Here is a 22,234-nt window from a genome sequence, read left to right as displayed (position 1 = left end):
CTTGTATTTGCTTGAGTGTCATAGGCCCCTCACAGCTGCCCCGGCAGGAGCGACTCAAGCGCATCAGCCAGCGCCCGATCGAGCCCCCACCAGACACCGACGACCACCGCTGTCGCGGCCACGATGTTCAACAGTGGCGAATGCAGCCATGACGACGCATTTCGCGAAGAAGCGTGCCCTGCTCCGGTGACAAGCCTTTGCGTAAGGTCGAACGGGGCGACTTGAGCGGCGAGCGCAGCCTGCAACTGTTGCCGCTGCGGGTCATCGAGGTCGCGATATCGTCCCAGGAAGCCCAGCATCAGCACCCGCAGGAACGCTGTCAGTACCAGCGGATTGGCGGACGGTTCACGCAACACCGCGCGCATTTCCTCGTAAAGGAACTCACCTGCCTGATGGCTATTGAAGTATTTCGCCTGCAAGGTCTCCCTGGCCCAGGCGCCATGAGCCTCGCCCTCTACGCGAGCGAGGACTGTTTCGTCCAGCAAGGCGCATTGCGCGTGGCTGATGAAATCGATGTTTCGCGCATCCAGTCCCGCCTCACCGAGCGCTTCGCGCACGCGTTCAACTTGCTCTACACAGTTGGCCCAGAGCTCCGGTGCGCGCTGCACCATCGCTCCCTGCCGCAACTCGATTACCAACAGGTAGGTGTCCTGCAGCAGCTCATCGATGTCCGACGTCGTGGCGACGTGTTGCTCTGTAAGGTTCATGCGCGAAGTACCGCAAAGAGTTCAAGCTTCAGCTCGGTGAACGTGCTCGGTACGTAAAGCGCGCAGACGCCCTCCGCCAACATGGCTTGGCCTTTGCTGTGGCCGAGGTCGAGCGCGAAGTACTGGTTCTCCATCCGAAGCGGGATCGCTGCCGGCACATGACTGAGCGGCTGCAGTGGCACACCTTCGAGCGCGGCGTTTACGAGGTGATCGACGTCCTGTGGCGCGCCTACTTTGCACAAGCGCGGGAATTGGCTTTGCACTTGCGCTATGGGTAAGCGACAACGTACCGAGAGATAGAAATCGACCCCGTTGGGTTCGAGCAAGCGCGGGTCGTTCAGCGTGACCTGCCAACGGTTGGCACTGCACTGCTCAAGCACCAGTGCCACGACCCGCGACGGCAGGCTCGCCTCCAGCAAACTTGAAATCGTCCGGATCAAAGGAGGAAGGACAATCTCGAGGTTGCCGTGCAGATAGGCCGGAACGCTGCCAACATCCTGATCCAGCGAGAATGTCAGCAAGCTCCCGGCCAACTGGATGAGGAGCTGGTAGACCTGCTCGGGGTGCCGAGCAGGATGCGCCTTGAGGTCAGCCAGCACCGGCTGGTAGGTGTTCAACGCGTTGAGCAACCAGAACAACGTTACATCCGCCACGGCAAAGTCGGCCATGCGCTGGTTGCTTTCACGGCGCATGCCCATCAGCCGCTCGCGCTTGGCCGAAAGCTGCGTAAGCAGGTTGTCCAACTGTGTAAGCAACCCAGCATGAGCGTCGATGCCAAGCAGCGGCGGAATGTATGCCCCATCTACCTCCCAAACAGCCTGAGCACCACGAACCAGGCGAACCAGCGGGCACGTCAGGTAGTCGGCATTGTCGTCACTCTCCAGCCGAAGACTCAGGGCATGTTCAAGTACGCCGATGGACTGCACCTCATCGCCGTACAGGTCCTGTACTTCCCGCCACGCCTGGCGATAACGCCTTGGGCGATCAGCCCTGCCCCCTTCGAACAGGCAGTTGTTGCCATTGGCCTGCTCGAGCGGCAGGGCGAGCACCACCGTCGCACTCTGTGCGTCTTCCGCCAGCAGATGGGTCAGTTCGATTGCACCCGGCAGTGGATCGACCCGATCAGTGTCAATCAAAGTGCCATCAGGCATGCAGAGGCAAATACGCGTTGCCTTGAGCTTGCCCAGAAGCAGGGCATCTTTGTCGAAGTCCACCGCCTGCACACCCCAAGGGTGAATGAAACCCAAGTGCGAACAAAAGCGGTTGGTCCATGACTCGAGGCGCGCTTGCTGCTGGAATTGTTGTGGCGACAACAACATTCCCGAAGCCCATAATGGACGGTCAATATTCAAGGCACTGACTCCTGCAGCCGCAGTTAAGATTTCGCCTTAGGCATTTGCGAAACCAGTGACAAGTTGATATCCATACCTTCCACTTGAAAGTGCGGCACGGCGAACAACTTGACGCGGAAAAATCCAGGGTTGTCTTCAATATCCTCGACAATCACCTTTGCCTCCCGCAATGGGTGTGAAGCCTGCAGGTCATCGCTTGGGTCGGTCATCTCAGTGACCAACCCACCTACCCATTTGTTCAGTTCCAACTCCAGCAGGCGGCGGTCTTTTGTCGTACCGATATTTTCGCGCTGGATCAACTTCAAGTAATGGGCAATTCGCGAAAGCAGAAAAACGTAGGGTAAACGGGCGTTGATGCGGCTATTAGCCGTCGCTTCAGCAGTATCATAAATCGCTGGCTTGTGCGCCGAGTTCGCCGAGAAGAAACATGCGTAGTCCCGATTCTTGTAATAAGAGAGCGGTATGAGCCCCAGATTGGCGAATTCAAATTCGCGTGTTTCGGGAATCATCACCTCTGACGGGATTTTTGCTTGGCTACCCGTTCCGAGGTCATACAAATGAATGGGAAGATTGGTTACCGCACCGCCAGATTGCGGACCACGGATCTGAACGCACCAGCCGTTAGCGACAAAGCTCTTGACCATATTAGCCGCGAAGGCAAACGCGGCATTGACCCACAGGTATTTACCATGATCGGGCCCTTTGACTTTTTCTATGTAGTTGAAACCCCGTACAGGACGTGTCTCTGGGCCGTAGGGCAGCCGGCCCAGTACACGCGGCGTCAACAGTCCCACGTAGCGCGCATCATCACTCGCCGCGAAGCTGTGCCACTTGATGTACTCGGCACGGCCCATGTAGTTACCGATATCTTTGATGCCGGCAACTTCCTCCATGGTTTCCTTGCCAAAGAAAGCGGGCCCCACCGAACCCAGGAATGGCATATGCGCTGCCGCCGCCACCTTCGAAACGTTGCGCAGTAACGCAATGTCTTGCGGGCTGCGATCGAATTCGTAGTTGGAAACGGCTGCCGCGATGGGCTCGCCACCGGGCGTGTCGTATTCCTGCGTGTAGGTATGCAGGTACAAGCCACTTTGGGCGATTTCCGGCGCGTCGTCGAAGTCCTGGATCAGGTGCTCTTTGCTGACATCCAGCAATTCGATGCGCACGTTCTGACGAAAATCAGTCTGATCGATCAGCGATTTCGCCCCACGCCAGGTTGACTCGACCCGTTGAAAATCGGGGTGATGCATCACCGCATCGAGCTGACTGCTGATTTGTGCATCGAGCGCTGCGATGTGCTGGTCGAGCAGTGCCCTGTCCAGGCGCTCGATCTTCGGCGATGCACTTTTGAGCAGCCCCAGAAACACACTGATGGACGCAGTCACGCGCTCATCTGCAGTTGCTTCCGACAGCACCTCTACACTTTGGAAGCCTTCAATCCCGCCCATCTCGACAAGCGGTTTCAGGTTAATCTTGTCGAACAGTGCGTGATACACACCCTGATGCTCAGACAATACCGTGGCGCTGCGCGTTTGCGCGGAAGATTGTTCTTCGGACATTCTTTAACTTCCTTTTACTGGATCGAGGCGGTTTTCAGCGTTCGTTATCCGGCACGAGAGCCGTCAGCTCACTACGCAGCTCATCGCTCAATGCTTCGTCCTTGAGGATGCGTTCCAACTCAAAACGAAACGTTGCGTTATCCAACAGGTTCGCTTTCAATTCGCGCATGAGATTGCGCATCGCCAGGAGTGCCCGGAGTTGGGGCAGTTGCCGCGCAACTTGCTCTGGCTCGAAATCTTTTATGCTCTGAAACTTCAACTCGACCGACGTATCCGAGCCATCACCGATCAGCGTATTTTCCACTGCTACGCGCAATATCGGAGAAAATTCCGCCAGGACATTATCGAAATTATTTTTGTCTACATTGACCTTATTCCGCTCTGACAGGGGGCGCTGCTCTGCACCATTACTGTAATCCCCCATCAGCATAAGTTTCAGCGGCAATTCAACGTTGCGTTGCGCCCCGCCGGTATGCAAGTCCAATTTGATATTGACGCGCGCCTTTGGCACTTCGCTTTGAAAACTGTTCGAAGCCATAAGTCCTCCCGAATTCTGGCGCGTCCCATGAAGTCATGTTTCGCACCCAACGGGCACACCATGGATGATGTTTCCCCATCAATCCATACCCAAAAGCGAAGATAGACGCCACCTACATTGAACAGTAATATTTCCTACGACAAATCAGGCACACAATGCCATTGCGGTAAATTTCAACTGATACAGATCAATAAACCGCGAAGGATGAATTCAATGGAACAGACGAAGTATCGAGACAGGGAGATCAGTTGATTGGCATGCAACGCACGCGCTAATGCGAGCGTAACGAACACTGAAAGGCGATGGGCCAAAAAGAAGGCGTCGTGTGAAGTGCTTGGGGCTGCAGCACACGGCCTAGACCGTGTTGCGGCCAAAATTCAGGCACAAAAAAAGAGGCCCTTAGGCCTCTTCTTTGTGATCCCAGCGACGCACTGAGGATCGAATTTGGAGCGGGAAACGAGACTCGAACTCGCGACCCCGACCTTGGCAAGGTCGTGCTCTACCAACTGAGCTATTCCCGCGTCGTGATGGGCGCCATTCTACCGATATCTAAAACGGCGTCAACCCCTTGATTCAAAAAAGTTTTATTTCTGTTCCGAACCTTCGCGCAGGTGCGGCCAGGCGGCCACCAGGTAATGCACCATCGACCACAGGGTCAGCGCTGCAGCCACCAGCAACAAACCGTAGCCCAGCACCACCCAGAAACTCACCACCGGCGGGTTGGCGAGCAAAATCACCAGCGCCAGCATCTGTGCCGCGGTCTTCCACTTGCCCAGGTTGGACACTGCCACGTGCGCCCTCGCCCCCAGCTCGGCCATCCACTCGCGCAGCGCCGACACGACGATCTCGCGACCGATGATCACCGCCGCCGGCAGTGTCAGCCAGAAGTTGGCATGCACCTGCACCAGCAACACCAGGGCCACGGCCACCATCAGCTTGTCGGCCACAGGGTCGAGGAAGGCGCCGAATGGCGTGCTCTGCTGCAGGCGACGCGCCAGGTAGCCGTCCAGCCAGTCGGTGGCGGCGGCAATGGCGAACACCGTGCTGGCGGCCATGTAGCTCCAGTGATAGGGCACATAGAACAGCAGGATGAAGATCGGGATGAGCAGGACGCGTAGAACGGTGAGCAGATTTGGAATATTCATCGATACGACTGGCTGCGGGTTGAGCCCGGCATTCTACTCGCTATGCAGGCTGGCATAAATCGACTCGGCAAGCTTTTTACTGATGCCGGGAGCTTTGGCGATCTCGTCGATACTGGCGCGGTTGAGCTCCTGCAGGCCGCCGAAATGTTTCAGCAGGTCGCGGCGGCGCTTGGGCCCTACCCCGGCGACGTCTTCCAGGCTCGACACGCGCCGAGCCTTGCCGCGGCGGGCGCGGTGGCCGGTAATGGCGAAGCGGTGGGCTTCGTCGCGGATCTGCTGGATCAGGTGCAGCGCGGGGTTGTCGCCCTTGAGGGTGAACTCGTGGGCGACATCATTGAGGTAAAGCGTTTCGAAACCGGCCTTGCGGGTCACGCCCTTGGCCACGCCGAGCAGGGTCAGGTCTGTGAACGCCAGCTCCTGCATCACTTCACGGGCCATGTTCAGCTGGCCCTTGCCGCCGTCCACCAGCAGCACGTCGGGCAGCTTGCCCTCGCCGTCCTTGATCCGCCCGTAGCGGCGGGTCAGGGCCTGGTGCATGGCGGCGTAGTCGTCACCTGCGGTGACGCCTTCGATATTGAAGCGGCGGTAGTCGGATTTGAGCGGGCCTTCCGGGCCGAACACCACGCAGCTGGCTACCGTGGCTTCGCCGCTGGAATGGCTGATGTCGTAGCACTCCAGGCGCTGCGGCACTTCATCAAGGCCGAGCACCTGGGCCAGGGCTTCGAAGCGTGCGGCCATGTGCTGGCGGTTGGCCAGGCGCGCGTTGAGCGCCTGTTCGGCGTTGGTCACCGCCAGTTGCTGCCAGCGGGCGCGGGTGCCGCGCACCCGGTGGCTGATGGTCAGCTCGCGGCCGCGCAGGGTCTGCAGTGCCTCACTGATGGCGGCGAAGTCCTCGTGCACCACATTGACGATCAGTTCGCCGGGCAGTTCGCGCTCGGCGTTGCCCAAGTAGTACTGGGACAGGAATGCGGCCATGACTTCGGCCACCTCCTCCTCGATGCCCACCTGGGGGAAGAAGTTCTTGCTGCCCAGCACCCGTCCGCCGCGCACGCTGATCAGGTGCACGCAGGCACCACCGGGGTTGACGAAAGCGGCGACCACATCGACGTCACCTGAGCCGCCTTCCATGTACTGCTGGTCCTGAACCCGGCGCAGCAGGGCGATCTGGTCGCGCAGCTCGGCGGCTTTTTCGAAGTTCAGGGCCATGGCGGCCTTTTCCATCTCGGCGTTGAGCTCGTTGCCCAGCTGCTGGCTGCGGCCTTCGAGGAACATCACCGAGTGGCGGATGTCTTCGGCGTACTCCTGTTCATCGACCAGGCCGACGCAGGGCCCTTTGCAGCGTTTGATCTGGTACTGCAGGCAGGGCCGGGTGCGATTGGCGTAATAGCTGTCCTCGCACTGGCGCACCGAGAACGCCTTTTGCAACAGGCTCAGGCTCTCGCGAATGGCCCCGGCGCTGGGGTACGGCCCAAAATAGCGGCCCTTGGCCTTCTTGGCCCCACGGTGAATGCCCAGGCGTGGGAATTGGCCGTCAGAAAGGAAGACATAAGGGTAGGATTTGTCGTCGCGCAACAAAATGTTGTACGGCGGCCGCCACTCTTTGATCAGGTTCTGCTCGAGCAGCAGCGCCTCGGTCTCGTTGGCGGTAATGGTGGTTTCGACCTGGGCGATACGGCCCACCAGCGCGGCGGTTTTCGGCGCCAGGCCGGTTTTGCGGAAATAGCTGGCCAGGCGCTTCTTGAGGTTCTTGGCTTTGCCCACGTAGAGCAGCCGAGCCTCGGCGTCGAACATCCGGTAGACGCCCGGGCGACCACTGCAGGTCGCCAGGAATGCGCTGGCATCGAAAATTTGGGGCATGAGGGTTACAGGCTTGCGTCGACCATACCGTGGCGAACGGCCAGCAAGGTCAATTCGACGTCGCTGGTGACCGAGAGTTTTTCGAAGATCCGATAACGGTAAGTATTGACGGTCTTGGGCGACAGACACAACTTGTCGGAGATGATCTGCACTTTCTGGCAGCCGACGATCATCAGGGCGATCTGGATTTCTCGCTCCGACAAGGCGTCGAACGGCGAGCCCTGAGGCTGGAACGACTTGAGCGCCAGCTGCTGGGCGATCTGCGGGCTGATGTAGCGCTGGCCGGCGAACGCCAGGCGTATGGCCTGGACCATCTCGTCCAGCCCCGCGCCCTTGGTCAGGTAGCCGGCGGCACCGGCCTGCATCAGGCGCGTGGGGAATGGGTCTTCTTCGCACACGGTGACGGCCACCACTTTGGTGTCCGGGTGGCTACGCAGCAACTTGCGGGTGGCTTCCAGACCACCGATCCCAGGCATCTTCACGTCCATCAGCACGACGTCGGGCTTGAGCTCTCGGGCAAGCTTCAGTGCCGACTCACCCGAATCCGCCTCACCCACCACCTGCAGGCCGTCGATGTCGGCGAGCATGCGTGTAATACCGGTTCGCACCAGATCGTGATCGTCGACCACTAGGACCCTTATCAAGCAGACACCTCGTCAACAGGGCGATTGGATCCCGCCACCTTAACAAAATTTTTCACGACGGACCTAGCGTAAAACTTCTGTCACACCTGACTGGCGCTCATGATGCCGGGGCCACCCTCCCTGGCCATAACTCCCCTCGCCCACCAAGCGCCCGAGCAGATGCCACAACGCCGCCTGGTCAGCGGCCGACAACCGTCGAAAGGCGCCAAGCAAACCGGTTTCATCCGGGGTCAGGCTTTCCAGTGGCGCGGGGGTGCGCACACCGCTCAGTACATAAAGGGCATCCACCCCTTTGGCTGCCAGGGCCGCCAGGTAGTCGACTCGTGGCGTGCGCTCGCCACTTTCGTATTTGCCCTGGGCGTTGGGTTCGACGCCGCCGATATCACCAAACACTCGCTGGGTCATGCCCAGGCGCTCACGCTCTTCCCTCAGGCGCGGACCGAGTCCGTTCATATGACGCTTCTCCTTTGTCCCTTTTCGGGCCTGCTCACTGTCCTGTGTGCAGTTAGACTGCGCGGTCACTATGCCCCTCGTCGGCATCGGTCGCAAGCCAGTATTGGGCCATCAGTCTTGCAGTGAGTTTTCCGGCCCTATCGCCGGCAAGCCGGCTCCCACAGATGGCGGCGAGAGGGCCAGAACAGATCAACTGACGACCCGCTGCATCCGCACAAAGCATTCATCCTCCCCCATCTCGACAAACCCATGGCGCAGGTAGAGCTGCCGCGCTGGGTTGCTCTTGAACACCATCAACCTCAGCAACGGCAAGCGCCGCTGCCTTGCCCATTCGGCCAGTTGCTCCAGCACCCAGCCGCCCACGCCACGCCCACGATGCTCCGGCGACAGGTGCAACTCACGAATGAACAGCGCCTGCCGGTCCTGGCTGAGGCTGCAGAAACCGAGCAGGGTTTCCCCTTCAACGATCAGCCATTGCTCGCGCCACCCCCACGCCTGGTCGAACGCCTCCTCGATCCACAACAGGTCGAACTCTCGGTAATAGGGCAGCATTGCCCGGCGCGTCAGGTCACGGGCGAACGTGCAGTGCCGGTCGCTGGCGGGCTTGAGCTCAAGGGGCATAACACACCGGCGAACTGCCCGGCCCGCGCCGCTCCCATTCCTCTTCGAGCCACGCGGCCAGCACCTGGGCATTGTTGTGCTCGGTATCCTTGCCGGCATAAAGCAGGGTCAGGTCACCCTTGGCCATCAGGTCCAGCAAGGCATACCCGTGCTCGGGATGCGCCGCCAGCTCCTGCCGATAGCGCTGGGAAAATGCGGCGAAATCCACCTCCCCCTGGTGAAACGCCTTGCGCAATTCAGTCGACGGCGCCACCTCGCGCAACCACTGGCCATGCAGCTCATCCTTGCGCTTGTTGCGCGGCCAGAGGCGATCGACCAGCACCCGCTGGCCATCGCCTTGGTCGACCGCGTCATAGACACGTTTGCAGCGAATCATGGGGTTCTCCTGCCTTTACCACTCGTCTTGAGCCTAGGTAATTCATTGACCGGGGTCACGTCCCGGAAACGATTTGTTTCTATGCTGACAGCCTTTGGCACCTTCGCCTGAAGCCACTCGGAGCCACCATGGCAACCCAGTCACTGGCCAGCCAGCCGCTACTGGTCGACCGCGATTCCCGCCCGCAGCTGTCGCACAAACCCGGGCGCGCCACGCTTTTTCTGTTCTTCGGCCTGCTCGTGGCCGGCATCGCCTACACCGCCTGGAGCCTCAAGCAGGACGTCAGTGCCAGCGGCACCGTGATTACCACGGTCACCCCGTTTCTGCTGTTGGGCCTGGCGCTGCTGATCGCCCTGGGCTTCGAATTCGTCAATGGCTTCCACGATACGGCCAATGCCGTGGCCACGGTGATCTACACCCACTCGTTGCCGGCGCCGGTGGCGGTGGTCTGGTCAGGGCTGTGCAACTTTCTGGGTGTGCTGCTTTCCAGCGGGGCAGTGGCGTTCGGCATCATTGCGCTACTACCGGTGGAGCTCATCTTGCAGGTGGGCTCCACGGCGGGGTTCGCCATGGTCTTCGCCTTGCTGTTGGCCGCGATCATCTGGAACCTCGGTACCTGGTGGCTGGGCTTGCCGGCGTCGTCCTCGCACACCTTGATCGGCTCGATCATCGGCGTGGGCGTGGCCAATGCCTTGATGCACGGGCGCGACGGCACCAGCGGGGTGGACTGGAGCCAGGCCAGCAAGGTTGGCTACGCCCTGTTGTTCTCACCGTTGATCGGTTTCGCCTGCGCGGCCCTGCTGCTGCTGGCCCTGCGCGCACTGGTCAAGCGCAAGGAACTGTACCAGGCGCCTGAAGGACGCACGCCCCCCCCTTGGTGGATACGTGGCGTATTGATCCTCACCTGCACCGGTGTTTCCTTTGCCCACGGCTCCAACGACGGGCAAAAGGGCATGGGCCTGATCATGCTGATTCTGGTCGGCACCTTGCCGATGGCCTACGCGCTGAACAAGACCATGCCCAGTGAGCAAGCCTTGCAGTTTTCCGCCGTGGCCGAGGTGACCCGCCAGGCCTTGGTGCGTACCGATCCACGTCCGCTGCCGGGGGACCCGCGCCTGGTGCTGACCGCCTTCATTTCCCAGCCCAAGGCCGACCCGCAGCTGGTCCCTGCCCTCGCGGCCCTGACCGGCATGATCGGCGAAGAAGTCAAAGGCTACGGCTCGCTCAAGCGCATACCGGCCGAAGCCATGGCCAACGTACGCAATGACATGTACCTGACCAGCGAAGCGATTCGTTTGATGGACAAGCACGAGTTGGTCGCCTTCGATGCCGACACGCGCAGCCATGTGCAACTGTTCAAGACCCAACTGGACGACGCCACCCGCTACATCCCGCTGTGGGTCAAAGTGGCCGTGGCCATCGCGCTGGGCCTTGGGACCATGGTCGGCTGGCGGCGCATCGTGGTGACGGTGGGCGAGAAGATCGGCAAGACCCACCTGAGCTATGCCCAGGGCGCTTCGGCTGAAGTGGTGGCGATGTGCACCATTGGTGCGGCGGACATGTTCGGCTTGCCGGTGTCGACCACCCATGTGCTGAGTTCCGGGGTAGCCGGGACCATGGTCGCCAATGGTTCGGGGATTCAGAAGCGGACCTTGATCAACCTGTTGATGGCCTGGGTGCTGACCTTGCCGGCCGCGATGCTGCTGGCGGGGAGCCTGTACTGGCTGCTGAACCAGATTTTCTAGGCTGCAAATGAAAAACCTGTGGGAGCGGGCTTGCCCCGCGAATGCGATGGTGAATCCACTGCAGCATTCGCGGGGCAAGCCCGCTCCCACAGGTTCAGTGTCGCCTGATCAACCCGGGACTTTCAGGCCACGCTGCACCGCCGGTCGTTCGAGGAACACCGCCAGCACCCGCTGCACTTCCTTATATTCATCGAACCCCACCAACTCCCGCGCGTTATAGCGCTCCACCAGGTTGCGCACCCAAGGGAAGATGGCGATGTCGGCAATGCTGTATTCGTCGACCATCCACGCTCTACCCTTCAAGTGTCGATCCAGCACACCCAACAAGCGCTTCGACTCGTTGACGTAACGATCACGCGGGCGCTTGTCTTCATATTCCTTACCCGCGAAGAAGTGGAAGAACCCGACCTGCCCGAACATCGGCCCGATGCCGCCCATCTGGAACATCAGCCACTGGATCGTCTGGTAGCGGGTGGCCGGATCCTGGCTGAGCAGTTGCCCGCTCTTCTCGGCCAGGTACTGCAGAATCGCGCCCGACTCGAACAGCGGCAGTGGCTTGCCGCCCGGCCCATCGGGGTCGAGAATCGCCGGGATCTTGTTGTTGGCGCTGAGCGAGATGAATTCCGCGCTCAGCTGGTCATCGTTGTCGAAGCTGATCTTGTGCGGCTCATAGGCCAGGCCGATCTCCTCGAGCATGATCGACACCTTGACGCCATTGGGCGTGGGCAACGAATACAGCTGCAGGCGCTCGGGGTGTTTCGCCGGCCATTTGCGGGTGATGGGGAATGCGCTGAGATCGATCATGGTCAACCTGTGCCAGGGATTGGGAAGTTGTCACTCTAGTGACATCCCGCACGGCTGACCATCACCTGCCTGTCGTCAGCTCGCCTGGCCATGCGCCTTGAGCTTGAGCTTTTCGGTATCGACACGCACGAACACCGAGTCGGCGCTGACGGTGAGCACATCGCCTGCCCAGACCTCGCAGAGCACGCGGGTCTTGCGCCCCACCTCGCCTTCGACGCGTGCCTTGAGCAGCAGCTCGACACCCATTGGCGTGGGCTTGAGGTAGTTCAGGCCCAGGCTGCCGGTGACGCAGTCGATACGCGGCAGGCTGCCGGGCTCACGGCCCTCGGCGCGGTAATGGTAGGCCATGGCCGTCCAGTTGGAGTGGCAATCGACCAGCATCGCCAAGAGGCCGCCATAGACCAGGCCGGGCCAGCCGATGAAGGTGCTGTCGGGGGAGTGCCGGCTCAGCAGGTGGATGCCATCGGCGTCCCAGTGGCTTTGCAGGTGCAGACCGGAGGGATGGGAGCAGCCGCAGCCGTAACAGGTGCCTTCGGGGGCAGCAAGGGCCTGGAGGGAGAGAGTGTGCTCGTTCATGCGCTTCCTGTGCTTGTTGGAGTGGGAAGAGGTGCGAGCTGCGATGGTAGCGCCGTGCTGGGTCAGCGCCAACCGGAATGCTGGGGGCGCTTTGCGCCCCTTTCGCGACACAAGGCCACGCCTACGGAAACACGCGATCTCTGTAGGAGCGGCCTTGTGTCGCGAAAGGGGTGCGAAGCACCCCCAAACTATCAGGCGGTCTGCACCAGCACCTTCTCGCGCCGCTGGGTCAGCGACACCAGCAAGATGAACAACGTGACCCCAGCCGTCATCAACGTTTCGTAACGGTAGGCATCACTGAACAACATGTAGCCCAACACCATCACGATGGTGCCGATCACCAGCCACGTCAGCCACGGGAACAGCCACATCTTCAGCTCGAGCGGCCGCCCTTCGCGATCGGCACGGGCACGCATGCGCAGCTGCGACACGGCGATTACCAGATACACCAGCAAGGCGATGGCGCCGGTGGTGGACAACAGGAAGCCAAACACCTTGCCGGGGAACACATAGTTGACGAAGCAGCCGGCGAAGCCTGCCAGGGTCGAGAGGATGACCGCCACGGTCGGTACGCCCGCGCCGGAAATACGCTTGGTCATGCTCAGCGCCTGGCCGCGAGCGCCCAGGGAATACAGCATCCGCGAAGCCGTGTAGAGGCCTGAGTTCATGCAACTGGTCACGGCCACCAGCACCACCAGGTCGACCAGCAGCTTGGCGCCTGGCACGTTGAGCACTTCCAGCACCCGCTGGAACGAACCCACCGCCTTGAGGGCCGGGTCATTCCAGGCTACCAGCGACACCACCAGGAAGATCGACGCCAGATAGAAGATCGCGATGCGGTACACCACCAGGTTGGTGGCGCGGCGGATCTTGTCTTTCGGGTTGGCGGTTTCATCGGCCGCGATGGTCACGATCTCCGCGCCGAAGAACGAGAAGATGGTGATCAGCACGCCACCGAGCACGGTGCCGAAACCGTTGGGCATGAACCCGCCGTTATCCCACAGGCGGCTCACGCCAGACACCTCGGCCAGCGGCCAGAAACCGAATACGGCCAGGCTGCAGACCCCGATGAAGGCGATGATGGCGATCACCTTGACCAGGGCGAACCAGTACTCGAACGCTCCGAAGTTCTTCACGCTGACCAGGTTGGTGCCCGACAGCAGGAACATGATCAGGAAGGCGAACAGCCAGGACGGCACGCCGGGGAAGTAGGCGTGCAGGATATCCGCACCGGCGATGGCCTCGACCGGGATGATCAGTACCCAGAACCACCAGTACAGCCAGCCGATGGTAAAGCCTGCCCAAGGGCCGATGGCTTCGGAGGCATAGGTGGAGAACGAGCCGCTGTTGGGGTTGGCGATGGCCATCTCGCCAAGCATACGCATCACCAGCAGCACCAGCAGGCCGGTCATGGCGTAGGAAATGAGAATGGCTGGGCCAGCGGTGGCAATGGCGTTGGAAGAGCCAATGAACAGGCCGGCACCGATGATGCCGGCAATGGAAATCATGGACACCTGACGCGACGTCAGGCCGTGCTGCAGGGAGCGCTGTTTCTTGTTGTCTAGCGAAGCCATGGAGAACCCTCGAATGGGTCGGCCGCCACACGGACGGCTGAAAAAGTTGAAGCAGAATTCTTGTAGGTGTGTTGCTCTTTTTTCTTGTTCTGAAGTTGCCGGCCGTGCACTTACCTCCTCTTCGCATCACCGGTTGTAATCGTTGATCCAGGTCAGTATTAATCTATAGGCGCGGGTCAACAAACGACCTTTTCGAAGCACATGATTCCATTTGGGAATGAACTTCTTCCTTTTTTGCTCGGTAAACCCTTGCCATGTCAAAACGCCTGATGCCCTCGACCACCGCCTTGCAGTGCTTCGAAGCCGCCGCACGCCACCTGAGCTTCACCCGTGCAGCACACGAGCTGCACCTGACCCAGAGCGCCGTCAGCAAGCAGGTCGCGCAACTGGAGGAGATGCTTTCGCACTCCCTGTTCCAGCGCATTCGCCGGCGCCTGCACCTCACCCCCGCCGGCGCCCTGTACCTGACCGAGGTGAACAAGATCCTGACCCAGATCGACATCTCCAGCCGCTACATCCTCAGCTACGGCGACGAGACAGAAGTGCTGCGCATCGCCACCCAGCCGACGTTCGGCGCACGCTGGCTGGTGCCCAGGCTCAAGGGTTTCGGTGATCGCCACCCACGCATTCACCTGGACATTCGCAACGAACTGGAGCCGTTCGACCTGGTACAGGCCAAGGCCGATATCGCTTTTTTCTTCGGTCAGGGCACCTGGCCGGGGGCGACCTGCATCGAGTTGTTCAGCGAGGAGGTGGTGCCGGTGTGCGCCCCGCAGCTGAAGGCCGCGCACCGTTTCGACAGCGCCGGGGCGCTTACCGAGCACCGCCTGCTGCAGTGCGCCTCGCGGCCGGAAGCCTGGCACGAATGGTTTCTGGGTTTGGGGCTGCACAGCCAGAACAGCTACCACGGGCCCCGCTTCGACACGTTCTACCTGTGCATTCGTGCAGCCATTGCCGGTTGCGGCATTGCCCTGATTCCGCGCTACCTGGTGGCCGAGGAGCTGAGCGAAGGCAAGCTGGTGGTGGCCTGGGACCACCCGGTGGCGAGCAATGGACGGCACTTCATCGCCCATGCCGAACATGCGGCGGAGGTGCCGAAGATCAGGGCTTTCGTGCAGTGGATTCGCGAGCGGGTGGCCGAGGGCGATTGAGCGCGTCTGCACTGGCCTCTTCGCGGGGCAAGCCCGCTCCCACAAGAATCACCACCGAAGCTGAAAGCTGTGCAGTAATTTGTGGGAGCGGGCTTGTCCCGCGAAGAGGCCGGCACTGAAAGATCAAGAATCCAGGGAATGATCGCAATCAAATAATTCGTTTGCGGAATAATACCCGGGCGCGCTTCGATATTAAAAAATCGAACAAGGTCTGCGTGCCCCATGAACCAGGAAAGTATCAGTCAATCCATTGCCATCGTTCACCCGATCACACTTTCCCATGGCCGTAACGCCGAAGTCTGGGATACCGACGGCAAACGTTACATCGACTTCGTCGGCGGTATCGGCGTGCTCAACCTGGGCCACTGCAACCCGGCCGTGGTCGAGGCCATTCAGACCCAGGCCACGCGCCTGACCCACTACGCCTTCAACGCCGCCCCTCACGGCCCTTACCTGGCGCTCATGGAACGCCTGTGCGAATTCGTCCCGGTCAGCTATCCGCTGGCCGGCATGCTCACCAACAGTGGCGCGGAAGCGGCGGAAAATGCCCTGAAAGTCGCCCGCGGCGCTACCGGCAAGCGCGCCATCATCGCCTTCGACGGGGGTTTCCATGGCCGCACCCTGGCCACTCTGAACCTCAACGGCAAGGTCGCCCCCTACAAGCAACGGGTCGGCGAACTGCCAGGACCGGTCTACCACCTGCCCTACCCCAGCGCCGACACCGGCGTTACCTGCGAGCAGGCACTCAAGGCCCTGGAGCGGCTGTTCAGCGTCGAACTGGCCGTGGAGGACGTGGCGGCGTTCATCTTCGAGCCGGTGCAGGGCGAAGGCGGCTTTCTCGCCCTCGACCCGACGTTCGCCCAGGCGCTGCGGCGCTTCTGCGACGAGCACGGGATCCTGATCATCATCGACGAGATCCAGTCCGGCTTCGGTCGTACCGGCCAGCGTTTCGCCTTCCCGCGACTGGGAATCGAGCCTGACCTGCTGCTGTTGGCCAAGAGCATCGCGGGCGGCATGCCATTGGGTGCGGTGGTCGGGCGTCAGGCGTTGATGGCGGCCCTGCCCAAGGGTGGCTTGGGTGGCACCTACTCGGGGAATCCGATTGCCTGTGCGGCAGCGCTGGCGAGCCTGGCGCAGATGAGCGACGAGAACCTCGCCACCTGGGGCGAGCGCCAGGAGCAGGCCATCGTCAGCCGCGTGGCGCGCTGGCAAGGCATGTACCCGTGCATCGGCCGGTTGACCGGGGTCGGCGCCATGCGCGGTATCGAGTTCGTCAATGCCGACGGCAGCCCGGCACCGGCACAATTGGCCAAGGTGCTGGAGGCGGCGCGGGCCAAGGGGCTGCTGCTGATGCCCAGCGGCAAGGCGCGGCATATCATCCGCCTGCTGGCACCGCTGACCACCGAAGCCGAAGTGCTCGAGGAAGGCCTGGATATCCTCGAGCAGTGCCTGGCGGAGCTGGGTTGAAGCTTACAGGCCCAGTTCTTCCGGAGTGAGCATGTCGGACTCGAAGGCGATCCAGCCGCCTTCGAGTTCGGCGTGGCCATTGACGATCGGGCCGTAGTAGGTCAGGCCGTTCTCCAGGGTCACGCAGATGTGCGTGGCGGGTTTCTCGGGTGCCGCGAGCGTACCGACGAAATGCACCTTCTTCAGGGTTTCGGTCACCGCTTCGAGGCCGACACGCATGCTGGGATTCTCGGAGGCCTCGATATCGCCGCCACGGTCTTCGGCGCTGATGGTCACGGTGGCGGTGTACGGGTACTTGGTGCTCAAGCGGGGTTACCTCAGGTATTAGATGCTGGCTTGCGGGCGCGTAGAGTACGGCAGCCGTGCTCAGTTGTCTCTACTGGCCTGCCATAACCACATGGCCTCCCCCGCCCCGATCTGGTAGGGTGCCCGCCGATGCACGCCACACCACACGAGGACACCGAGTGAGCGCCGAAGAACCCCTGATCGCCGACCTGTTCGAGGTCGACAAACGCCTGACCCTCAAGCCCGTCGTGGACTTCAACAGCTACCTGCGCAATGCCTTCGGCGAAGGCCCGTGCCGCTGCCACCGCTGTGCCGAGGGCGGCGACGAAAGCGCCTACAGCCACTCGCACAACTTCGCCTTCGAAGGCCGCACGTGGAATCGCCGCTTCGCCAGCACCGCCGGCAGCGACGTGGCCCAGGTACTGAAAAAGGCCTGGCTGTCGTACACCAAGGCCGAACTGACCCTGGCCGGCGCCCTTGACCTGACCACGCTCAAGACCTTCACCGAAGCCGCCCTGCACGAGCGCCTGCTGGCCCTGCTGGCGGCCAGCGGCCTTGCCCGCGAAGTCGAAGGCCAATGGCTGCTGCAAGCCCAGGCCGACTGACGGCCCGGCGGTAAAGCAGGATTCTCCCGCTCTGCTACCTTGGGAGAATCCGCATCGCCGCAGGTAGTCCGTCATGGCCCGTACAACGCCCATCGAGCTGTACCGCAATATCGGCATCGTCGCCCACGTGGACGCCGGCAAGACCACGACCACCGAGCGCATCCTCTTCTACACCGGGGTCAACCACAAGATGGGCGAGGTGCACGACGGCGCCGCGACCATGGACTGGATGGCCCAGGAGCAGGAGCGCGGCATCACCATCACCTCGGCGGCGACCACGGCCTTCTGGCAAGGCTCGACCAAGCAGTATGCCGACAAATACCGCTTCAACATCATCGACACCCCCGGCCACGTCGACTTCACCATCGAAGTGGAGCGCTCGCTGCGCGTGCTCGATGGCGCGGTGGTGGTGTTCAGCGGCGCCGACGGGGTCGAGCCGCAGTCCGAGACCGTCTGGCGTCAGGCCAACAAGTACCATGTGCCACGGCTGGCCTACATCAACAAGATGGACCGCCAGGGCGCCGACTTCCTGCGCGTGGTCAAGCAGATCGACAAACGCCTCGGGCACCACCCGGTCCCGATCCAGCTGGCCATTGGCAGCGAGGAAAACTTCATCGGCCAGATCGACCTGGTGAAGATGAAGGCCATCTACTGGAACGAGGACGACCACGGCACCAGCTACCGCGAAGAACAGATTCCCGCCGAGCTCAAGGCGCTCGCCGACGAATGGCGCGCGCACATGATCGAAGCCGCGGCCGAGGCCAATGACGAACTGACCATGAAGTTTCTCGACGGCGAGGAACTGAGCATCGACGAGATCAAGGCCGCCCTGCGCCAGCGCACCATTGCCAACGAGATCGTGCCGACCATCCTCGGCTCGTCGTTCAAGAACAAGGGCGTGCCGCTGATGCTCGATGCCGTCATCGACTACCTGCCCGCGCCGTCGGAGATCCCGGCGATCAAGGGCACCGACCCCGACAACGAAGAGAAACACCTGGAACGCCATGCCGACGACAAGGAGCCGTTCTCGGCCCTGGCCTTCAAGATCGCCACTGACCCGTTCGTCGGCACCCTGACCTTTGCCCGGGTGTATTCCGGCGTACTCAGTTCCGGCAATGCCGTGCTCAATTCGGTCAAGGGCAAGAAGGAACGCATCGGCCGCATGGTGCAGATGCATGCCAACCAGCGCGCCGAGATCAAGGACGTGTGCGCCGGCGATATCGCCGCGCTGATCGGCATGAAGGACGTGACCACCGGCGACACCCTTTGCGATATCGACAAACCGATCATCCTCGAGCGCATGGACTTCCCCGACCCGGTGATTTCCGTGGCAGTGGAGCCCAAGACCAAGGCCGACCAGGAGAAGATGGGCATCGCCCTGGGCAAGCTGGCCCAGGAGGACCCGTCGTTCCGCGTGCGTACCGACGAGGAAACGGCGCAGACCATCATCTCCGGCATGGGCGAGCTGCACCTGGACATCATCGTCGACCGCATGCGCCGCGAGTTCAACGTCGAGGCCAACATCGGCAAGCCCCAGGTGGCCTACCGCGAGAAAATCCGCAACACCTGTGAAATCGAGGGCCGCTTCGTTCGCCAGTCCGGCGGGCGCGGCCAGTACGGCCACTGCTGGATCCGCTTCGCGCCGGGCGATGAGGGCAAGGAAGGCCTGGAGTTCACCAACGAAATCGTCGGCGGCGTGATACCGCGCGAGTACATACCGGCGATCCAGAAGGGCATCGAGGAGCAGATGAAGAACGGCGTGCTGGCCGGCTACCCGCTGATCAATCTGAAGGCGGCGGTGTTCGACGGCTCGTACCACGACGTCGATTCCAACGAAATGGCCTACAAGATCGCTGCCTCCATGGCCACCAAGCAGCTGTCGCAGAAAGGCGGCGCGGTGTTGCTGGAGCCGGTGATGAAGGTCGAGGTGGTAACGCCTGAGGAGTACCAGGGCGATATCATGGGCGACCTGAGCCGGCGCCGCGGCATGATTCAGGATGGCGACGAGACACCTGCCGGCAAGGTTATTCGCGCCGAGGTGCCACTGGGGGAGATGTTCGGCTATGCCACCTCGATGCGTTCGATGACCCAGGGGCGAGCCAGCTACACCATGGAGTTCACCCGTTATGCCGAGGCGCCGGCGAGCATTGCCGATACCATCGTGAAGAAGACTCGCGGCGAGTGATCGAGCGAGAGCTTTGCCCTCGATCGCCGGCAAGCCGGCTCCCACAGGGATCTCCAGTATTGACCCGATCGGCGTGGGAGCCGGCTTGCCGGCGATGGCATCACCACCGATTCAGTGCTGTTCACCCGCCCGCTTCAGCAATTTCTTGCAGCGCTCCGACAGGTGCACCACGCGCAGGGGCTTACCCGCCTTGGCATAACGCTCGCGCAAGGTCTTCAAGGCCGCAATCGCCGAATAGTCGACAAAGCTCAGGTGCTTGCAGTCCAGGGTCACCTTGACCGGGTCGTTCGCCGGGTCGAACTGGTTGAGAAACGCCGTGGTCGAGGCAAAGAACAGCGTGCCGTGCACCTGGTAATGCTTGTTCCCTTCAGCATCCTCATGGCTTTCGGCATACAACTCCCGCGCATGCTGCCAGGCGAAATTGATCGCGGCGATGACAATGCCGAACATCACCGCCGTGGCCAGGTCGGTGAACACCGTCACCACGGTCACCGCAATGATGGCCAGCACATCGCTCACCGGCACCTTGTGCAACACCCGCAAGGACGCCCAGGCGAAGGTCTGCTGGGCCACCACGAACATCACGCCGACCAGTGCCGCCAGCGGAATGCGCTCGATCAGCGGCGACAGGAACAGCACGAACAGCAGGATCATGACGCCGGCGACCACCCCCGACAGCCGGCCACGGCCATTGGAGCTGAGGTTGATCACGGTCTGCCCGATCATCGCGCAGCCACCCATGCCGCCACACAGGCCCGAGACCATGTTGGCCGCGCCCAGGGCCACGCACTCGCGGTCCGGGTAGCCGCGGCTTTCGGTGATTTCGTCGGTGAGGTTGAGGGTCAGCAGGGTTTCCAGTAATCCGACCATGGCCATCAGCACGGCGTAGGGGGCGATGATCTTCAGGGTTTCCAGGGTCCACGGCACATCCGGCAAGGTCAGCGCCGGCAGGCCGCCGGCAATGTGCGCCATGTCGCCGAGGGTGCGGGTCGGCAGACCGAGCAAGTACACCAGCAATCCCACACCCAGGATCGCCACCAGTGCAGGTGGCACGGCACGAGTGAGCTTGGGCAGTACATAGACCACCAGCATGGTCAACGCCACCAGGCCGATCATCAGGTACAGCGGCGCACCGCTGAGCCACTGCTCGCCCTGCTTGAAGTGCTCCAGCTGGGCCAGGGCGATGACGATCGCCAGGCCGTTGACGAAGCCGAGCATCACCGGGTACGGCACCAGACGCACCAGCTTGCCCAGGCGCAGCAGGCCGAACAGGATCATCACCACCCCGCCCAGCAGCACCGTGGCCAGCAGGTACTGCGCGCCGTGCTGCACCACCAGGGCGACGATCACCACTGCCATGGAGCCCGCGGCGCCGGAGATCATGCCCGGTCGGCCGCCGAACAGCGCGGTCAGGGTGCAGATGATGAAAGCGCCATAAAGGCCCATCAGCGGGTTGAGGTGAGCGACCAGGGCGAAGGCGATGCACTCGGGCACCAGGGCGAAAGACGTGGTCAGGCCGGCGAGCACGTCGGCGCGAAGTCGGGCAGGTTTCATGAATGTCCTGTGGCGCAGTCCGGATGGACGGTACGAAAAAACGAAGGAGCGCGATATTACGGATTTTGTCGAACAGCAGCCACCGCCAGCACGATCACACCGGCGCGAAAGGAAAGCTTGTGATCTACACCCGGCACAATCATGGCAAATTTGCCATCATGTTGATTCCACCTGCGGAGATCATGGACATGCCGCTACGCCCTCTTTTCGTTTCCCTGCTGCTGGCCGCAAGCCTGACGGCCCAGGCGGCCACCGAAGTGGTGCCGCTGCAGCACCGCAGCAGTGCCGAACTGTTGCCCGCCGCCCAGTCTTTCATCGGCAAGGACGGCAGCGTCACCGCGTTCGAGAACAAGCTGATCGTCAACGCCAGCCCCGAGCGCATCGACGACTTGCGCACCCTACTGCTGCAACTGGATACCGCCCCCAAGCGCCTGTTGATCAGCGTCGACAACAACGACAGCAACTTTCAGGACGACCGTGGCAATGCCCGGGTCATCCACTACGGCACCAGCAACCGTGAGGGAGGTCTGCAGCAGATCCAGGCCAGCGAAGGCCAGCCGGCGTTGATCCAGGTCGGCCAGAGCATCCCGGTGACCAGCACCAGCACCGACGTTTACGGGCGCATTCAGAGCAACACTGAATACCGCAACGTGACCCAGGGTTTCTACGTCACGCCGAGCTTGAGTGGCGAGACGGTTCGTCTGCAAATAAGCACAAATAACGACAGAATTAGCCGGGAACGTGCCGATGTAGTGAACGTGCAAAGCACCGACACGACAGTCACTGGCAGGCTGGGCGAGTGGATCACCCTGGCAGGCTACAACCAGCAATCCCAAGCCGGGCGGGATGCATCAAGCCGCACCTACAGCACCCAACGGGGTGAAAACATGACGCTGCGTGTCAAAGTCGACCTTTTCGACGGATCCCAGGCAAATCAAGGCCTCGACCAACGGCCTTGAAACTGACCCGCAAGTCGCACTAGACCAAAGATGTAGTAAGCGAAAAAAACCACTACAAAACATTTGACAGGTACTTT

21 protein-coding genes and 1 tRNA gene are annotated in these 22,234 nt (G+C 61.6%); 6 read left to right on the top strand and 16 right to left on the bottom strand.

Going from position 1 to position 22,234, the window contains the following annotated elements:
• Nucleotides 1–29 precede the first annotated feature (29 nt).
• From tssL to ACIPZG_RS08720, 11 genes are all read right to left on the bottom strand, one after another.
• Complete coding sequence (tssL, locus tag ACIPZG_RS08770; protein ID WP_400712362.1) at nt 30–707, bottom strand: type VI secretion system protein TssL, short form; 678 nt, start codon at nt 705–707, stop codon at nt 30–32.
• The gene (gene tssK, locus ACIPZG_RS08765) at nt 704–2,059 is read right to left on the bottom strand and encodes a type VI secretion system baseplate subunit TssK (RefSeq protein ID WP_400712359.1); all 1,356 of its coding nucleotides are present in this window, start codon (nt 2,057–2,059) and stop codon (nt 704–706) included. Before tssK ends, tssL begins: the two co-directional genes overlap by 4 nt.
• 23 nt (nt 2,060–2,082) lie before the next feature.
• Complete coding sequence (tssC, locus tag ACIPZG_RS08760) at nt 2,083–3,618, bottom strand: type VI secretion system contractile sheath large subunit (protein ID WP_400712356.1); 1,536 nt, start codon at nt 3,616–3,618, stop codon at nt 2,083–2,085.
• A 34-nt stretch (nt 3,619–3,652) separates the two neighbouring features.
• Complete coding sequence (tssB, locus tag ACIPZG_RS08755) at nt 3,653–4,156, bottom strand: type VI secretion system contractile sheath small subunit (protein WP_400712353.1); 504 nt, start codon at nt 4,154–4,156, stop codon at nt 3,653–3,655.
• Between the two features lie 445 nt (nt 4,157–4,601).
• A tRNA-Gly gene (locus ACIPZG_RS08750) sits at nt 4,602–4,677 on the bottom strand.
• 63 nt (nt 4,678–4,740) lie between these two features.
• A complete protein-coding gene (gene pgsA / locus ACIPZG_RS08745) occupies nt 4,741–5,301 on the bottom strand; it encodes a CDP-diacylglycerol--glycerol-3-phosphate 3-phosphatidyltransferase (RefSeq protein ID WP_028626065.1) in 561 nt (186 codons plus the stop codon).
• Between the two features lie 33 nt (nt 5,302–5,334).
• The gene (uvrC, locus tag ACIPZG_RS08740) at nt 5,335–7,158 is read right to left on the bottom strand and encodes an excinuclease ABC subunit UvrC (RefSeq protein ID WP_400712350.1); all 1,824 of its coding nucleotides are present in this window, start codon (nt 7,156–7,158) and stop codon (nt 5,335–5,337) included.
• A 5-nt stretch (nt 7,159–7,163) separates the two neighbouring features.
• Nucleotides 7,164–7,802: a UvrY/SirA/GacA family response regulator transcription factor gene (gene uvrY, locus ACIPZG_RS08735; RefSeq protein ID WP_008098041.1), complete on the bottom strand. Its 639-nt coding sequence runs from the start codon at nt 7,800–7,802 to the stop codon at nt 7,164–7,166.
• A 63-nt stretch (nt 7,803–7,865) separates the two neighbouring features.
• Nucleotides 7,866–8,255, bottom strand: a complete 390-nt coding sequence (locus ACIPZG_RS08730) for a helix-turn-helix domain-containing protein (protein WP_400712347.1) — start codon at nt 8,253–8,255, stop codon at nt 7,866–7,868.
• Between the two features lie 189 nt (nt 8,256–8,444).
• Entirely contained in the window at nt 8,445–8,876 is a 432-nt protein-coding gene (locus tag ACIPZG_RS08725; protein ID WP_400712344.1) for a GNAT family N-acetyltransferase, read from the bottom strand.
• Nucleotides 8,866–9,252, bottom strand: coding sequence for a DUF488 domain-containing protein (locus ACIPZG_RS08720; protein ID WP_400712341.1), 387 nt, complete (start codon nt 9,250–9,252; stop codon nt 8,866–8,868). Before ACIPZG_RS08720 ends, ACIPZG_RS08725 begins: the two co-directional genes overlap by 11 nt.
• Nucleotides 9,253–9,380: 128 nt before the next feature.
• On the opposite strand from ACIPZG_RS08720, the gene ACIPZG_RS08715 reads away from it, so the two are divergent.
• A complete protein-coding gene (locus tag ACIPZG_RS08715) occupies nt 9,381–10,997 on the top strand; it encodes an inorganic phosphate transporter (RefSeq protein WP_400712338.1) in 1,617 nt (538 codons plus the stop codon).
• Between the two features lie 108 nt (nt 10,998–11,105).
• Here the strand turns inward: ACIPZG_RS08715 and ACIPZG_RS08710 are convergent, their stop codons facing one another.
• The 3 genes from ACIPZG_RS08710 to ACIPZG_RS08700 form a co-directional block, all read right to left on the bottom strand.
• Complete coding sequence (locus tag ACIPZG_RS08710; RefSeq protein ID WP_008089888.1) at nt 11,106–11,801, bottom strand: glutathione S-transferase N-terminal domain-containing protein; 696 nt, start codon at nt 11,799–11,801, stop codon at nt 11,106–11,108.
• A 75-nt stretch (nt 11,802–11,876) separates the two neighbouring features.
• A complete protein-coding gene (locus tag ACIPZG_RS08705; protein ID WP_400712335.1) occupies nt 11,877–12,377 on the bottom strand; it encodes a PaaI family thioesterase in 501 nt (166 codons plus the stop codon).
• 191 nt (nt 12,378–12,568) lie between these two features.
• Nucleotides 12,569–13,951 carry an amino acid permease gene (locus ACIPZG_RS08700; protein WP_400712332.1) on the bottom strand — a complete coding sequence of 461 codons (1,383 nt, stop codon included), beginning with the start codon at nt 13,949–13,951 and terminating at the stop codon, nt 12,569–12,571.
• Between the two features lie 254 nt (nt 13,952–14,205).
• Between ACIPZG_RS08700 and ACIPZG_RS08695 the strand changes: the two genes are divergently transcribed.
• Complete coding sequence (locus ACIPZG_RS08695) at nt 14,206–15,102, top strand: LysR substrate-binding domain-containing protein (protein WP_400712329.1); 897 nt, start codon at nt 14,206–14,208, stop codon at nt 15,100–15,102.
• A 222-nt stretch (nt 15,103–15,324) separates the two neighbouring features.
• A complete protein-coding gene (locus tag ACIPZG_RS08690; protein WP_400712326.1) occupies nt 15,325–16,569 on the top strand; it encodes an aspartate aminotransferase family protein in 1,245 nt (414 codons plus the stop codon).
• Between the two features lie 3 nt (nt 16,570–16,572).
• Here the strand turns inward: ACIPZG_RS08690 and ACIPZG_RS08685 are convergent, their stop codons facing one another.
• On the bottom strand, nt 16,573–16,875 hold the full coding sequence (locus ACIPZG_RS08685) for a hypothetical protein (protein WP_306379504.1): 303 nt from the start codon (nt 16,873–16,875) through the stop codon (nt 16,573–16,575).
• 158 nt (nt 16,876–17,033) lie between these two features.
• Here ACIPZG_RS08685 and ACIPZG_RS08680 point away from each other — a divergent pair, with 158 nt between their 5' ends.
• Together ACIPZG_RS08680 and fusA are read left to right on the top strand one after the other, a co-directional pair.
• On the top strand, nt 17,034–17,459 hold the full coding sequence (locus ACIPZG_RS08680; protein WP_400712323.1) for a hypothetical protein: 426 nt from the start codon (nt 17,034–17,036) through the stop codon (nt 17,457–17,459).
• 73 nt (nt 17,460–17,532) lie between these two features.
• On the top strand, nt 17,533–19,644 hold the full coding sequence (gene fusA / locus ACIPZG_RS08675; RefSeq protein ID WP_400712320.1) for an elongation factor G: 2,112 nt from the start codon (nt 17,533–17,535) through the stop codon (nt 19,642–19,644).
• A gap of 111 nt (nt 19,645–19,755) precedes the next feature.
• Here the strand turns inward: fusA and ACIPZG_RS08670 are convergent, their stop codons facing one another.
• Nucleotides 19,756–21,198, bottom strand: coding sequence for a SulP family inorganic anion transporter (locus ACIPZG_RS08670; RefSeq protein WP_400712317.1), 1,443 nt, complete (start codon nt 21,196–21,198; stop codon nt 19,756–19,758).
• Nucleotides 21,199–21,356: 158 nt separating this feature from the next.
• On the opposite strand from ACIPZG_RS08670, the gene ACIPZG_RS08665 reads away from it, so the two are divergent.
• Nucleotides 21,357–22,157 (top strand): secretin N-terminal domain-containing protein, encoded by an 801-nt coding sequence (locus ACIPZG_RS08665; RefSeq protein ID WP_400712314.1) that lies wholly within the window; start codon nt 21,357–21,359, stop codon nt 22,155–22,157.
• Nucleotides 22,158–22,234 lie beyond the last annotated feature (77 nt).

The organism is Pseudomonas sp. NPDC089395 (assembly GCF_044749525.1).
Lineage (GTDB): Bacteria > Pseudomonadota > Gammaproteobacteria > Pseudomonadales > Pseudomonadaceae > Aquipseudomonas.
The sequence above is the reverse complement of the archived record's forward strand: the minus strand, read 5'-3'. Positions and strand labels throughout refer to the sequence as shown.

Bases quoted from the DNA above. Each gene is read 5' to 3' on its own strand.
- ACIPZG_RS08720 (WP_400712341.1), bottom strand. From the start codon at position 9,252: ATGATTCGCTGCAAACGTGTCTATGACGCGGTCGACCAAGGCGATGGC.
- ACIPZG_RS08715 (WP_400712338.1), top strand. From the start codon at position 9,381: ATGGCAACCCAGTCACTGGCCAGCCAGCCGCTACTGGTCGACCGCGAT.
- ACIPZG_RS08665 (WP_400712314.1), top strand. From the start codon at position 21,357: ATGTTGATTCCACCTGCGGAGATCATGGACATGCCGCTACGCCCTCTT.
- ACIPZG_RS08700 (WP_400712332.1), bottom strand. From the start codon at position 13,951: ATGGCTTCGCTAGACAACAAGAAACAGCGCTCCCTGCAGCACGGCCTG.
- tssL (WP_400712362.1), bottom strand. From the start codon at position 707: ATGAACCTTACAGAGCAACACGTCGCCACGACGTCGGACATCGATGAG.
- ACIPZG_RS08730 (WP_400712347.1), bottom strand. From the start codon at position 8,255: ATGAACGGACTCGGTCCGCGCCTGAGGGAAGAGCGTGAGCGCCTGGGC.
- tssB (WP_400712353.1), bottom strand. From the start codon at position 4,156: ATGGCTTCGAACAGTTTTCAAAGCGAAGTGCCAAAGGCGCGCGTCAAT.
- pgsA (WP_028626065.1), bottom strand. From the start codon at position 5,301: ATGAATATTCCAAATCTGCTCACCGTTCTACGCGTCCTGCTCATCCCG.
- uvrC (WP_400712350.1), bottom strand. From the start codon at position 7,158: ATGCCCCAAATTTTCGATGCCAGCGCATTCCTGGCGACCTGCAGTGGT.
- ACIPZG_RS08705 (WP_400712335.1), bottom strand. From the start codon at position 12,377: ATGAACGAGCACACTCTCTCCCTCCAGGCCCTTGCTGCCCCCGAAGGC.
- ACIPZG_RS08710 (WP_008089888.1), bottom strand. From the start codon at position 11,801: ATGATCGATCTCAGCGCATTCCCCATCACCCGCAAATGGCCGGCGAAA.
- ACIPZG_RS08695 (WP_400712329.1), top strand. From the start codon at position 14,206: ATGTCAAAACGCCTGATGCCCTCGACCACCGCCTTGCAGTGCTTCGAA.
- fusA (WP_400712320.1), top strand. From the start codon at position 17,533: ATGGCCCGTACAACGCCCATCGAGCTGTACCGCAATATCGGCATCGTC.
- ACIPZG_RS08670 (WP_400712317.1), bottom strand. From the start codon at position 21,198: ATGAAACCTGCCCGACTTCGCGCCGACGTGCTCGCCGGCCTGACCACG.
- tssC (WP_400712356.1), bottom strand. From the start codon at position 3,618: ATGTCCGAAGAACAATCTTCCGCGCAAACGCGCAGCGCCACGGTATTG.
- ACIPZG_RS08725 (WP_400712344.1), bottom strand. From the start codon at position 8,876: ATGCCCCTTGAGCTCAAGCCCGCCAGCGACCGGCACTGCACGTTCGCC.
- ACIPZG_RS08690 (WP_400712326.1), top strand. From the start codon at position 15,325: ATGAACCAGGAAAGTATCAGTCAATCCATTGCCATCGTTCACCCGATC.